The sequence below is a fragment of the Streptomyces sp. NPDC058469 genome (assembly GCF_042721125.1).
Taxonomy (GTDB): Bacteria; Actinomycetota; Actinomycetes; order Streptomycetales; family Streptomycetaceae; genus Streptomyces.
The window spans coordinates 1-13,475 of record NZ_JBHXME010000231.1 but is presented as its reverse complement, the minus strand read 5'-3'; the positions used below and the strand labels follow the sequence as shown (position 1 = coordinate 13,475).

Annotated in this window: 9 protein-coding genes; all 9 read right to left on the bottom strand. The window is 69.0% G+C overall.

Annotation, left to right across the window (positions count from 1 at the left end; translation table 11 throughout):
- The coding region (locus tag ACFWP5_RS48670) for a glycosyltransferase family 2 protein (RefSeq protein WP_384172603.1) at positions 1-1,174 on the bottom strand (1,174 nt) is incomplete at its 3' end.
- A gap of 177 nt (positions 1,175-1,351) precedes the next feature.
- Positions 1,352-3,430 carry a hypothetical protein gene (locus ACFWP5_RS48665; RefSeq protein WP_384172600.1) on the bottom strand — a complete coding sequence of 693 codons (2,079 nt, stop codon included), beginning with the start codon at positions 3,428-3,430 and terminating at the stop codon, positions 1,352-1,354.
- A gap of 58 nt (positions 3,431-3,488) precedes the next feature.
- Positions 3,489-4,982, bottom strand: a complete 1,494-nt coding sequence (locus ACFWP5_RS48660; protein ID WP_384172597.1) for an SDR family NAD(P)-dependent oxidoreductase — start codon at positions 4,980-4,982, stop codon at positions 3,489-3,491.
- 149 nt (positions 4,983-5,131) lie between these two features.
- Positions 5,132-6,319, bottom strand: coding sequence for a hypothetical protein (locus ACFWP5_RS48655; protein WP_384172595.1), 1,188 nt, complete (start codon positions 6,317-6,319; stop codon positions 5,132-5,134).
- A 125-nt stretch (positions 6,320-6,444) separates the two neighbouring features.
- Entirely contained in the window at positions 6,445-7,995 is a 1,551-nt protein-coding gene (locus tag ACFWP5_RS48650; RefSeq protein ID WP_384172592.1) for an alkaline phosphatase D family protein, read from the bottom strand.
- A gap of 225 nt (positions 7,996-8,220) precedes the next feature.
- Positions 8,221-9,657 carry a GTPase ObgE gene (gene obgE / locus ACFWP5_RS48645; protein WP_384172589.1) on the bottom strand — a complete coding sequence of 479 codons (1,437 nt, stop codon included), beginning with the start codon at positions 9,655-9,657 and terminating at the stop codon, positions 8,221-8,223.
- Between the two features lie 151 nt (positions 9,658-9,808).
- Positions 9,809-10,063 (bottom strand): 50S ribosomal protein L27, encoded by a 255-nt coding sequence (gene rpmA / locus ACFWP5_RS48640; protein ID WP_019063244.1) that lies wholly within the window; start codon positions 10,061-10,063, stop codon positions 9,809-9,811.
- A gap of 14 nt (positions 10,064-10,077) precedes the next feature.
- Positions 10,078-10,398: a 50S ribosomal protein L21 gene (rplU, locus tag ACFWP5_RS48635; protein ID WP_006374708.1), complete on the bottom strand. Its 321-nt coding sequence runs from the start codon at positions 10,396-10,398 to the stop codon at positions 10,078-10,080.
- Between the two features lie 230 nt (positions 10,399-10,628).
- On the bottom strand, positions 10,629-13,475 hold a 2,847-nt coding region (locus tag ACFWP5_RS48630), incomplete at its 5' end, for an Rne/Rng family ribonuclease (RefSeq protein WP_384172584.1).

The following is a 13,475-nucleotide window of genomic DNA, read 5'->3' as shown; positions in this document are numbered from 1 at the left end:
CCCGACGCACCTTCCGCGCCACCCTGCGCAAGAACACACTCGCTCCCCCCTCTCGATACCCCTCCACCCCACGAGCCTCACGAGGCTCGGCCAGATAGAGAGAGTCCAGCACCCCCGCCTCACCCGACCGGAAGTGGGGATACGCCAGGTACACCCGCCGCCCCCGCTTCTCCACCACCGCATCGGGCCGCTTCTTCGACTTGACGAACTGGACCACGTCCAGCAGGAGTTCGGGGCGTTCCTCGGCCACCAGATGCAGTCGCAGGCGTTCGTCGACCTTGAGGCGAAGGGCCACCTCGTCGGTCCAGTGGGCGGTCATCAACGGCTTGGCCAACTCGAACTTGTGGCGCCGTACCTCCTCGCTGTCCTTGACGTACTTCGGACCGAACTGCGGCAACAGGGTGACCAGGAACGGGCGGACCATCAGCTTGTCGCGCTCCACCCCCGGCGGGACCATCTCGGCGATGAGGTTCATCAGGGCGCGCGCGGAGTCGAAGCGCAGGGTGTAACTCCCGCTCTTCGTCACGTGTTTGCCGTCGTCGCGGCCCACCAGGTAGTAGCAGGTGTGGTCGGCGATCACGGAGACGCCGTCGGCCCGCAGATAGGCCTCCATCGTGAACAGCGCGTCCTCGCCGGTGAACAGCGACTCGTCGAACCGCATGCTGTGCCGCTCCAACAGCGCCCGCCGGAACAGCTTCTGGGCGCTCAGCGTGAACTTGATGTTGGAGTGGAAGACGTCGGTGCGCTCCAGTGTCTCGACCCACGCGGCCTTGGGCGGGACGCGGTTGATGCCCTCGACCCTGCCGAGCACCACGTCCGTGCCGTTCCGGTCGGCCATCGCGACCATGCGCTCCAGCGCCTCGGGGGCGAGCCGGTCGTCGGCGTCGAGGAAGAAGACGTAGCGTCCGCTCGCCTTGCCGAGGCCGACGTTGCGCGGGGAACTGGGGCCGCCGGAGTTCTCCTGGTGCAGCACGGTGACGTGGGTCGCGGCGCGGGCCGCGAACTCCTCCAGGTACTCCCCCGTGCCGTCCGTCGAGCCGTCGTCGACGGCGATGACCTCGATGCGGGCCGGATCCAGCGTCTGCGCCTCGACCGAGCGCAGGCACTCGACCAGGTAGGGCATCGCCTCGTACGCCCCGACGACCACGGTCACATCAGGCTGCGTCACGGTCACGCGTTCCCCTTTGTCCATGGAGAATTTCCCCCGCATCAACTGAATCGCCATCCACAAGACGGCCGACCGCATCGATCGGTTGTCTTCCGTCAGCAGGGGATACGCAAAAGAGCCCGGTTTTCGAGGATCACTCCTCGAAAACCGGGCCCTTCTTGACCAAATACTGACTCGCGCAGGTCAGCCGACCGTGGGGTCCGCCGACAGATGCGCCTCGGCCGGACTCGCCGCGTCACCGATCGCCGCCGCCCGCTCCTGGCCGACGTTGCGGGTCTCGGACTTGACCGCCAGGTTCCTCACCGCGGTGTTGAACTGCTCGATGGACGTGGGCTCGTCCGGGCCGAGCAGGTACTCCTTGAGTTCCTTGCGGTCCTCGGCCATCGGGTCGGCGTCCGGGGTGCGGACCGCCGCCAGCAACTCGCCCAGTTCCGCCGCCTTGTTGGACAGGATCACGGCGGCGCGCACCGCGGTGTTCTGCCGCTTGAACTCCTCCACGCCCAGCTTCGCGGAGTCCGTGACCGCGTACGGCTTGCCGCTCGCGATGAAGTCGGAGACCACGCTGGAGATGTCGGAGACCATCGCGTCGGACACGTTGAAGCAGTCGTACAGACGCGGCTCGGCGCCCGAGATGACGCGGTGCTCGAAGGTGCCGACGGAGGTCCAGTACGCGTCGTTCCACTCGGCGCGCAGCCGGGCGATCTCCTCGTACTTGGCCAGGTCCACCACGCCGTCGCGGGTCAGCTCGGCCTCGTCGCCCTTGTCGGCGGCGCCGCCGGACAGTTCGGCGATGCGGGCCTCGATGCGGGCCAGGTCGGCCCTGGCCTTGGTCTGCGCTGCCGCGTCGGCCTGGAAGCGCGGGTCGGTCGCGCGCTGGGCGGCGGCCTTCTCGACCAGTGCGGTGACCTTGCGGTGCGCGGAGCCGGCCGCGGGACTGACCGTGCCGGTGAAGGGGTGCGGCTTGTACAGGACGCGGACCGGCGGGTCGGCCTTGAGCAGCTTCTTCACGATGTTCTCGCCGGCCAGCAGCAGGGAGGTGTTGCCGGGGGCGTTGTCCCAGCCCTCCCAGGTCGGCGCGTAGAGCACGGTCGGGATACGGCCCTCGGGCACGCCCTGCCAGGTCTGGATGGGGGCGAGCTGCGGGCGGCCGACCTCGACGATGTCGTCGTCGCGGACACCGACGTCGGCGATGGCGTAGCGGTCGCGGCCCGCGCGGCCGGCGGTCCACACCTCGTCGTAGACCTTGCTGAAGGGGTTGACGCTGGCCAGCTTGTCGCTGTCGCCGTGGCCGATGAAGACGTGCTTCATGGTGGGGACGCGCAGCAGGTGGATGTTCTTGCCGACGTTCGCCGCGTACAGCGCGACGCGCACGGTCGACAGGTCCATGTTCATCAGGTGCACACCGCCGGGCACGCAGATGACGGGGGCCTTGGTGGGGGCGAGGTTCTGCAGTATCACGCGCTCGCGGAGCAGGACCAGCGGCCGGGTGTCCAGCTGCTCCATGGTCTCCAGCCACATGTTGACCTGGTACGCCGAGTCCTTGGAGCCGGAGAAGCAGAGCACCGTCTGCGGCTGGTACTCGTGCAGCCAGTCGTCGACGGCCGCGAGGATGACCTCGGGCGTCGGCGGGATCTTCGTACCCCTTATGTAGGGCAGGAGCGCGACGACGTAGAGGGTGCCCAGGAACAGGGTGATGCCGATGCCGATGAAGCCCGCGACGGCCGAGTCCAGCTGCGCGGAGATCAGCAGGCCGACGACGGCGAACAGGTCGAGGTGGAGCATCTTCTCGGCGGAGCGCTCCAGCAGGCCGAACTTCGGGGCGTCCGGGATGTTGATGCGCGTGCCGAGGTCGACGTTGCGGGTGGCGACCGGCATCCGGCGGCGGTTGCGGATCAGCGTGACGACGGCGCCGTGCGGGGCCTGGAGGCCGTAGAAGGCGATGAAGCAGGCGATCGCGCCGTAGAAGATGAGGTTGTCGGAGAGGGCCATGCGGGCCAGCAGCAGGATCAGCAGGAGCTGGCGGATCAGGAAGCGGATGGAGAGGCCCGCTCTGACCTTGCTGAGGCGGTTGATCAGGTAGCTGGCCTGGCGGTGCAGATAGTGGTCCGCGACGTATGTCACGACGGCCGCGGCGGCGAAGGCGGGGACGCTCGGGATGAGGGCGGCCAGCATGAGGGCCGGGTATCCCAGCATCATGAGGACGGCGGCGGCCAGCTCAGCCGCGCTGCCCACCCGGGCCACGCGAATAGCGGTGGAAATCACTGATAAACCTGCTCTTGGGGGTTTCGAGTAATTTACCGGAGCTCAGAGTCAGGCTTGATTAAACGCCGTCCTGGACGTCCAGGACCGAGGCGAGGGCGGCCTCGAAGCCGGAGGCCTTGGCCGCGCCGGCCGTCGGGTCCTGCTGGCGGACGTCGATGACATGGCCGGTCAGCTCGGACAGCAGCACGTCGAGCGAGGTACGGGCCACGGCCTCGGAGGAGAGCAGCGTGCCCGTGGGCTCCTGGCCGAAGGCCTTGGTGCGCATCGGGGTCGCGGTGCGCTCCGGGTTGATGCAGTTCACGCGGATGCCGTCGCCGGCCCACTCGTCCGACAGGGCCTGGGTGAGGTTCACCATCGCGGCCTTGGTCGAGGAGTACAGGCTGTACTCGGCGCGGCCGCGGGTGTAGCTGCTGGAGGTGTAGAGCAGCAGCTGGCCCTTGGTCTCGGCGAGGTACTTGTACGCGGAACGGGCGATCTGCACGGGCGCCAGGTAGTTGACCTTCAGCGCTTCCTCGATGGTCGCGTTGTCCGTCTCGGCCAGCTTGCCGATGCGCAGCACGCCCGCGGTGTTGATGACGTAGTCGATGCGCCCGGTCTCGCCGTACGCCTTGGACAGCGCGTCGTCGACCTCCTCCGGGTTCTCGACGTGCGTGCCGGTGGTCGAGCGGCCCAGCGCGTACACCGTGGCGCCGTAGCCCTCGGCGACCTCGGCGATGTCCTTGCCGATGCCGTACGAGCCGCCGAAGACGACCAGCGTCTTGCCGGTGAGCAGCTCGCGGTAGGCGGCCTCGTCGACCTGCTCGGGCGCGGCCGTCGAGGCGAGCTGGAAGAGCTTGTCGGCGATGAAGACGTCGACGGGCTGGGTGACCTTCATGTTGTACTCGTCGCCCGCGACGACGTGGATCGGCACGTCCGGCAGGTACTTGAGTACGACCGAACAGTCGTCCGTGGCCTGGAAGTTGGGGTCCCCGGCGGCGACCTCGTAGGCGCGGCGGATCGTGGACAGCTTGAACGCCTGGGGCGTCTGGCCGCGGCGCAGCCGGGCGCGGTCGGGGATCTCGGTGATGAACTCGCCGTCGTCGCCGTGCGTGCGGGTCACGATGATGGTGTCCGCGGACGGGATGGCCACGTCGACGGCCTGGAAGCGCTCCAGGGCGATCACACAGTCGTCGATCACGCGCCGCGAGAGCAGGGGGCGCACGGCGTCGTGGAAGAGGACGTTGCGGTCCTCGCCCTCGGCCAGGCCCTCGCCGAGGGCGGCGATGGCGCGCTCGGTGGTCTCGTTCCTCGTCGAGCCGCCCTCGATGATCCGGGTGACCTTCCGGAACCCGGCCTTGTCGACGATCTTCTCGATGTCCGGGACATAGCCCGGCGCCATCAGGACGATGATGTCGTCGATCGAGTCGGCGTTCTCGAAGGTGGTCAGGGTGTGCTCGATGACTGCCTTGCCGGCGATCTTCAGCAGCTGCTTGGGGATCGAGAGACCCACCCGCTGACCGGTACCGCCGGCCAGGATCACTGCGGTGGTGCGGGGCTTGGCTATGTGCGACACAGGTGACCTTGACCTACCTCGTGACAACGGGGGAACTCGCAAATGGTCCCACTCACGGTTACCGCAGTGCAAGGCGAGTGACCTCCACCGCATAGGTGCGCGACACCTGTCATTCATCTTGCACTGCCGGTAACCGGGCGATGACGGATTCAGCGTCGGCGCAGCCTCTTCAGACAACGGTGGCCGAGAACGCGCACGAGTTCCTTCGACGACGTCTGGTGAACCGTCCGCGCCTTCGCCGGCGCACTGTGCCGCACGGGCGCCGAGGCGGCCGCCGCGAGCGCCCCGTAGAGCGCCTGCGCGGCCACCTCGGGCGCGATCCGCGGCGCCCCGGACGCCTTGTCCGAAGCCTCTGACACGGCCTCGGACGCGTCCTCCGGTACGGCCGAGAGGAGCGCTGTGTCCCCTGCGACCCGTACGCCCGTGGCGGCGATCGTCCCGGCCATCTCGGCGCCGATCGCGCCCGCCGCCTCGACCGCCCACCGGGGCGTGGTGATCTTCACGTCCTGCGGGGTCGGGCTGCACGAATTCTTCATATGCATGACCGCGCCGTTGCGCACGAGCTTGGAATACAGCTCGTCGGGGAGCCCATTGCCGCGGAATTCGACGTTGAGCTTCCGCAGCATTTCGGTCTCGGCGAGGGTAAGAGAGCGGTTGGCCGCGTCCGGAACCGGCCGCAGGAGATTCGCGGGCAGTCCGAGCAGTGTCTCGAAGGTGCGCAGCAGTCCGTCCCGGTCGCTGTCGTCGACCACGACGACGGTGACCCGCTCGGGACCCACGACCCGGGCCCAGCGCTCGACCAGCCGGTCGTGCCGGTGCCGGCGCCAGAAGCTGGGGTTGGGCTGCTCGTACGGCGCCTTGCGGAGCATGTGCTGCAGCCAGTTGTCGTAGCCCATGCGCAGGCCGTTCTGCACGTACTGCTGCCACTGCGAGGGCATGATCCTCGCCAGCGGGCGCAGGGTGATCAGGATGTGCACGCGCTCGCCGCCGAGCTGTTCCACGATCCTGGCCAGGGTCTCGTCGTCCTGGGCGTCGGCGAAGAACTCGCTGCTGATCACCGAGGTGCGGTCGCCGGTGGCGCGCACGGCGTCAAGGAGGCGCGTCCAGTGCTTGTCGGTGGGCACGGTGTCGCCCATCATCGCGGGCCGAGCGCAGGCGGCGAGGGCCGCTTCCATCGGGTGCCTGCTGTGCGCGGGGAAGTCGACGCCGTGCTCGGGCATCGTGTCCTTCGCGGCGAACAGCGCGCCCTGGACGGCGGTGGTCCCGGTCTTGTGCGGGCCGATGTGCAGCAGCCGGGTCCCGACGGGCAGCGCTTCCTTAATACAATCCGTCTCCATGGTTAACGGACGGTAAGAGTTGTTCCTGAGTTTGCCCTGAGAGGAGCCTGGGACACAGATGAGTCCCAGGCTCCCGTCACAGAGGGCTCATGTTGCCAGAAAGTGTGACACTTTCACGAAAAGCGTCACACTTTTTCCACCCCGGGTCGGCCCGCCTCCACCCGGAGCGAGGCGTACGTGCTCGGGGTCGCCGCAGGCTTCAGCACGGTGTCCACGACTCTCACCTTCGCGTCGATGCCGTCCTTGCGGATGTCGAACAGGTGGTAGCCGCGGTGGGCGTCGATCACCTTCCAGTGCGGGTTGTCCGCCATCAGCGGGTCCCACTGGGCATGGAAGGCGGCCTGATCCTGGTCGCCGTTGCTGGAGATGGACGTACCGACGAACTCGGCGCCGACGACTTCGGAGTCCGGATCGGCGAAGTCCTCCTTGAGGTCGCTGATCATCGTGAGATGCCGGTCGCCGCTCAGCACGAGGGGGTTGCGGATCGTCTTGAAGTCCTCCAGCAGGGCGTTGCGTTCGACCTGGTAGCCGTCCCAGGCGTCGTAGAACCACTGCTTGCCCGCGCCGAGCAGGATGTCGGTCTCGGCCATCATGATCTGCGAGGCGATGACGTTCCAGCGGGCGGGCGAGTGGCGCAGCCCCTTCAGCAGCCACGCCTTCTGCTCGGCGCCCATCATCGTCATCGCCGGGTCCTCGGCGCCGGCCTGCGTGGTCGCCTGGTCGCTGCGGAACTGCCGGGTGTCCAGGACGTTCAGGCGCATCAGGCGGCCGAACTCCAGGCGCCGGTACATCTGGATGTGCGGCCCGCTCGGCACGGCGCTCGCGCGTACCGGCGTGTGCTCGTAGTACGCCTGGAAGGCCGCCGTCAGCCGCGCGACGAACGCGTCGTGCGACTGCTTGTCGGGGTCCTGCGGGACCTCCCCCGCCCAGTCGTTGTCCACCTCGTGGTCGTCGAAGGTCACCACCCAGGGGGTGTTGGCGTGCATCGCCAGCAGGTCCGGGTCGGTGCGGTACTGCGCGTACCGGTTGCGGTACTGCACCAGGCTGTACGGCTCCCCGGTCCCCTCGTGCCGACGCGGGCCGCCGCCCGAGGGCGCCGACTCGTAGATGTAGTCGCCGACGAAGAGCACGAAGTCGGGGTCCTGGGACAACATGTCGGCGTACGGCGTGAAGTAGCCGTTCTGCCAGTTCTGGCAGGAGGCGAGCGCGACGCGCAGCCGGCCACCGGAGCTGTTCGCGTGGGGCGCGGTGCGGGTGCGGCCGGTGGCGGAGATCTGCCCGCCGGTGCGGAAGCGGTACCAGTAGTCACGGCCCGGGCGCAGTCCCCGTACATCCACGTGAACGCTGTGCCCGTACTCGGGCCGCGCCGGCGCGATTCCGCGGCGTACGTGCTGTCTGAATCGTTCGTCCTCGGCGAGTTCCCACTCCACGGGGACCACCAGGTCGGGCATGCCGCCGCCGTTCAGCGGGTCCGGGGCGAGCCGCGTCCACAGCACGATGCCGTCGGGCAGCGGGTCGCCGGAGGCGATGCCGAGGCTGAACACACCGTCGGGCAGCGGGGTTCCGGCAGCTCGCGCGGTGGTCGGCAGCCACAACTGCGCGGAGGCCGCGGCCCCGAGCACCGCCGCACCGGCCGCGAGAAAACGTCGTCGATCGGGTGATACGGCTCCGGTCATCGGTGAACTCCCTTGCGACGTTGGCCTCTTGGGTCACTTGGAAGCCTCACAGTGCGCGGAGTCCCGCCTGTTGAACAGTAAGTATCGCGTCCATGACAAATGAGCGCACAGCAAGAGACCCGTTACTCCGAGAGCAACGGGTCTCAGCCAGTTTGGTCACGCCGGTGAATGATCTTCACGCCGGACGGACGATCACCGGCGCGGAAGGGGCGCCGGGCAGGTCCCTCAGAAGGGCTTGAAGTCGTCGAACTCCTGTGCCGCCTCGTCCCGCTCGGCCTGCTTGTCCCGACGCCGCTGCGTCGCCGGCCGCGGCTCGTCGAGCCGGTGGTCCTCGCCACGCCGGCCCAGCATCTCCGCACCGGCCATGACGGTCGGCTCCCAGTCGAAGACGACCGCGTTGTCCTCGGGACCGATCGCGACGCCGTCACCGGAGCGGGCGCCCATCTTCATCAACGACGCCTCCACACCGAGGCGGTTGAGCCGGTCGGCGAGGTAGCCGACGGCCTCGTCGTTGCTGAAGTCGGTCTGGCGGACCCAGCGTTCGGGCTTCTCGCCGCGCACGCGGAAGAGGCCGTCCTCCTCCTGCACGACGGTGAAGCCGCTGTCGTCGACCGCCTTCGGGCGGATGACGATCCGGGTCGCCTCCTCCTTCGGCTTCGCGGCACGCGACGCGGCGATCAACTCCGCGAGCGCGAAGGACAGTTCACGCAGTCCCGTGTGCGCGACCGCCGACACCTCGAACACGCGGTATCCACGCGCCTCCAGGTCGGGGCGCACCATCTCGGCCAGGTCCTTGCCGTCCGGTACGTCGATCTTGTTGAGGACGACCATGCGCGGACGCCGGTCGAGACCGCCGTACTGCTTCAGCTCCTCCTCGATCGTGTCGAGGTCGGAGATCGGGTCACGCTCGGACTCCAGCGTCGCCGTGTCCAGCACGTGCACGAGCACGCTGCACCGCTCGACGTGGCGCAGGAACTCCAGGCCGAGGCCCTTGCCCTGGCTCGCGCCGGGGATGAGACCGGGCACGTCGGCGATCGTGTACACGGTCTCGCCGGCCGTCACCACGCCCAGGTTCGGGACCAGCGTCGTGAACGGGTAGTCGGCGATCTTCGGCTTGGCCGCGCTCAGCACGGAGATCAGCGAGGACTTGCCGGCGCTCGGGTAGCCCACGAGAGCCACGTCGGCGACCGTCTTCAGCTCCAGCACGATGTCCTGGAGGCCACCGGGAACACCGAGCAGCGCGAAACCGGGGGCCTTGCGGCGGGCCGAGGCCAGCGCCGCGTTGCCGAGACCGCCCCGGCCGCCCTGCGCGGCGACGTACGACGTGCCCTCGCCGACCAGGTCGGCGAGCACGTTGCCGGCGCCGTCGAGCACGACCGTGCCGTCCGGCACCGGCAGGACCAGGTCCTGGCCGTCCTTGCCGGAGCGGTTGCCGCCCTCGCCGGGCTTGCCGTTGGTGGCCTTGCGGTGCGGGGAGTGGTGGTAGTCGAGCAGCGTGGTCACGGACTGGTCGACGACGAGGGTGACATCCCCACCCCTTCCGCCGTTGCCGCCGTCCGGGCCGCCGAGCGGCTTGAACTTCTCACGGTGGACGGAGGCACAGCCGTGGCCCCCGCTACCCGCGGCGACATGCAGCTCGACGCGGTCCACGAAGGTGGTCATGGGATGTGCCTCCAGTTACGTACAGCAATGTTTCTTGGTTCAGCTATGTCTCTTGTTCAACACGCGAAAGGCGGACCCGCTTCCCGGAAGGGAAGTGAGGTCCGCCTCGCGAAAGCTTCCGATCAGTTGCCTGATTCAGCTACCTGATGCTTCAGGCGACCGGAACGATGTTCACGACCTTGCGGCCACGGTGGGTACCGAACTCCACCGCACCGGCGTTCAGCGCGAACAGCGTGTCGTCGCCGCCACGGCCGACGCCCGAACCGGGGTGGAAGTGGGTGCCGCGCTGGCGGACCAGGATCTCACCAGCGTTGACGACCTGACCGCCGAAGCGCTTCACGCCGAGCCGCTGGGCATTGGAGTCGCGACCGTTCCGGGTGGACGATGCGCCCTTCTTGTGTGCCATCTCTCCTCAGTCCCTTACTTCGCAGCCGCGGGGATCTCAGTGACCTTGATCGCCGTGTACTGCTGGCGGTGGCCCTGACGACGGCGGTAGCCGGTCTTGTTCTTGTAGCGAAGGATGTCGATCTTGACGCCCTTGTGGTGGTCCACGATCTCGGCCTGGACCTTGATGCCGGCCAGCACCCACGGGTCGCTGGTCACAGCGTCGCCGTCGACAACGAGCAGGGTCGAGAGCTCGACCGTGTCGCCAACCTTGGCAGTGGAAATCTTGTCAACCTCAACGATGTCGCCGACAGCAACCTTGTGCTGGCGACCACCGCTGCGCACGATGGCGTACACGCGGATCTCACTCTCTTGCTCAGGGACGGCACCCCCGCAGTCCAGCCGCCCTGCGGAGCAGACGGCCTCTCCCGGCGGAACACGCCCGGGAGGAAGAGGTTTACGGGGATGTGGCGTGTCACCAGTGGACACGCCGACAGTCAAGGTTACGGGGCCGCAGCCGAACGGGTCAAACCGGGCCCCTGCGGTGTGCGACCGGACACTCGGACCGGCCGCACACCAGCGGTGGTTCAGTCCTCGTCGGTGGAAGCGGTGACGGAGGACGGGTTCGTCTGCTCCGCCGCCGAGGTCTTCTTCGACGTGGTCTTGGCGGCCTTCTTGGCCGTCGTCTTCTTCGCGGCCGTCTTCTTGGCCGCGGTCTTGGTGGCCGCCGTCTTCTTGGCGACCGCCTTCTTCGCCGGGGCCTTCTTGGCCGCCTTGCGAGCGGCCGTCTTCTTCGCCGGAGCCTCGGCACCGGCACCGGCACCGGCCTCGGCAGCCGGGGCCTCCTCCACCACGGCCGACGGTACGACCGTCACGGCCGCCTCCTCGGACGCGGTGGGCGCGGTGGCCTTGCGCACAGCACGACGCCGCGGGCGGGCCGGAGCCGCGCTCTCGGCGGGTGCCTCGGGCTGCTCGACGGGCGCGGGCGCCTCGACGACGACCGGCGCGGCGGCCTCGGTGACCGTCACCACGGCGGCCTCCTCGGACCCGGCCGGAGACCCGGCGGGCGCGGTCGCCTTACGGGTCGCACGACGGCGCGTACGCCCCTTGGGCGCGGCATCGTCGACAGCCGGAGCCTCGACGACCGGCGCCGGGGTCTCCTGAACCGCGGGCGCCTCGACGACCGGGTCCTCCACGGCGACGGGCTCGGCGTGCGCGACAGCGGCCGGCTCGGCCTCCTCACGCACCTCGCGCGACTGCCGCGACTCGCCCCTCGGCGCACCGGCCGGAGCCGACGCCCGCCGGCTCGTCCGGCGCCGCGAACGCCCGCCACGGGTGGCCGCGGCCTCCGCCTCGGCGGCGCTGCTGTAGAGATCCTCGTCGGGCCGGAACTCCGGCTCCGCGAACGGAACCGGCGTGGCGACCTCGGCGGCCACCTCCGCCTCGGTCTCGATCTCGTCGTCGGCCACGTCGTGCTCGTGCTCGTGCGTGTCGTGGCTGTCCTGCCCCTGCCCGTCACCACCGCGCCCGCGCCGCTTGCGCTTGCCGCCGCCACCGACCGAGGTCGGCTGCTCCATGTGCACGATGACACCGCGGCCGTTGCAGTGGACGCAGGTCTCGGAGAAGGACTCCAGGAGGCCCTGTCCGACGCGCTTGCGGGTCATCTGGACCAGGCCCAGCGAGGTGACCTCGGCGACCTGGTGCTTCGTACGGTCGCGCCCGAGGCATTCGAGCAGGCGCCGCAGGACCAGGTCCCGGTTGGACTCCAGGACCATGTCGATGAAGTCGATGACGACGATGCCGCCCAGGTCGCGCAGCCGCAGCTGGCGCACGATCTCCTCGGCCGCCTCCAGGTTGTTCCTGGTCACGGTCTCTTCGAGGTTGCCGCCCTGACCGGTGAACTTGCCGGTGTTGACGTCGACCACGATCATCGCTTCGGTCTTGTCGATGACCAGCGAACCGCCGCTGGGCAGCCAGACCTTGCGGTCCAGCGCCTTCATCAGCTGCTCGTCGATGCGGTACGTCGCGAAGACGTCGACCTCGGAGGTCCAGCGGGAGAGCCGGTCGGCGAGGTCGGGGGCGACGTGCGAGACGTAGCCGTGGATGGTGTCCCACGCCTCGTCACCGCTGACGACGACCTTGGTGAAGTCCTCGTTGAAGATGTCGCGCACGACGCGGACGGTCATGTCCGGCTCGCCGTACAGCAGAGACGGTGCGTTCGAGCTGCCGCCGCTCTTCGACTTCTTCTCGATGTCCTCCCACTGCGACTGGAGCCGCTCGACGTCACGGCGCAGCTCGTCCTCGCTCGCGCCCTCGGCGGCGGTGCGCACGATGACGCCCGCGTCCTCGGGGACGATCTTCTTGAGGATGGTCTTCAGCCGGGCCCGCTCGGTGTCGGGCAGCTTGCGGCTGATGCCGGTCATGGAGCCCTCGGGGACGTACACGAGGTAGCGCCCGGGGAGGGAGACCTGGCTGGTCAGACGCGCGCCCTTGTGCCCGATCGGGTCCTTGGTGACCTGGACGAGGACCGACTGGCCCGACTTCAGCGCGGACTCGATACGGCGCGGCCCGTGGGCCATGCCGAGCGCCTCGAAGTTGACCTCACCGGCGTAGAGGACGGCGTTGCGCCCCTTGCCGATGTCGATGAAGGCGGCCTCCATCGACGGCAGCACGTTCTGGACCTTGCCCAGGTAGACGTTGCCGACGTACGAGGTCGACTGCTCCTTGTTGACGTAGTGCTCGACGAGCACGCCGTCCTCCAGGACGCCGATCTGCGTGCGCTCACCGCTCTGCCGGACGACCATCACGCGCTCGACGGCCTCGCGGCGGGCCAGGAACTCGGCCTCGGTGATGATCGGGACGCGCCGGCGCCCCTGCTCGCGGCCTTCGCGGCGGCGCTGCTTCTTTGCCTCAAGACGCGTCGAGCCCTTGATGGACTGCACCTCGTCGCTCGGGTGCTCGTCCTTCTTGGCGCGCGGCTCGCGGACCTTGACGACGGTGCGCTCGGGGTCGTCGGTCGACGAGGGCGTCTCGGTCTCGCCGCCCGAGTCACCGGCGCGACGGCGCCGACGACGCCGGCGACGGCTGCTGCTCGACCCGGAGCCGCCCTGGTCCTCGTCCGCGTCCTCGGCGTCTTCCTCGATCTGCTCGGCGGTGTCCTCGGAGTCCTGCGCGGCCTGCTCGGCGGCGTACTCCTCGCCGTCCTCGCCCTCGTCCTCACCGGTGGCGGACTCGCCACGGCGACGACGCCGGCCACCACGACGACGGCGGCGGCGCGAACCGGGCTCCTCGGCCTCGTCACCGTCGGCGGAGTCCTCGGCCTCGTCGGCCTCTTCGGGCTCCTCCTCCACGACGACGGCCTCGACGACCCGATCGAAGGGCAGGTCCTGGTACTCGAAGGCGGCGAGGGACGACTCCCGCACGCGGCCCAGGAG

Bases quoted from the DNA above. Each gene is read 5' to 3' on its own strand.
- ACFWP5_RS48655 (WP_384172595.1), bottom strand. From the start codon at position 6,319: ATGGAGACGGATTGTATTAAGGAAGCGCTGCCCGTCGGGACCCGGCTG.
- ACFWP5_RS48650 (WP_384172592.1), bottom strand. From the start codon at position 7,995: ATGACCGGAGCCGTATCACCCGATCGACGACGTTTTCTCGCGGCCGGT.
- obgE (WP_384172589.1), bottom strand. From the start codon at position 9,657: ATGACCACCTTCGTGGACCGCGTCGAGCTGCATGTCGCCGCGGGTAGC.
- rpmA (WP_019063244.1), bottom strand. From the start codon at position 10,063: ATGGCACACAAGAAGGGCGCATCGTCCACCCGGAACGGTCGCGACTCC.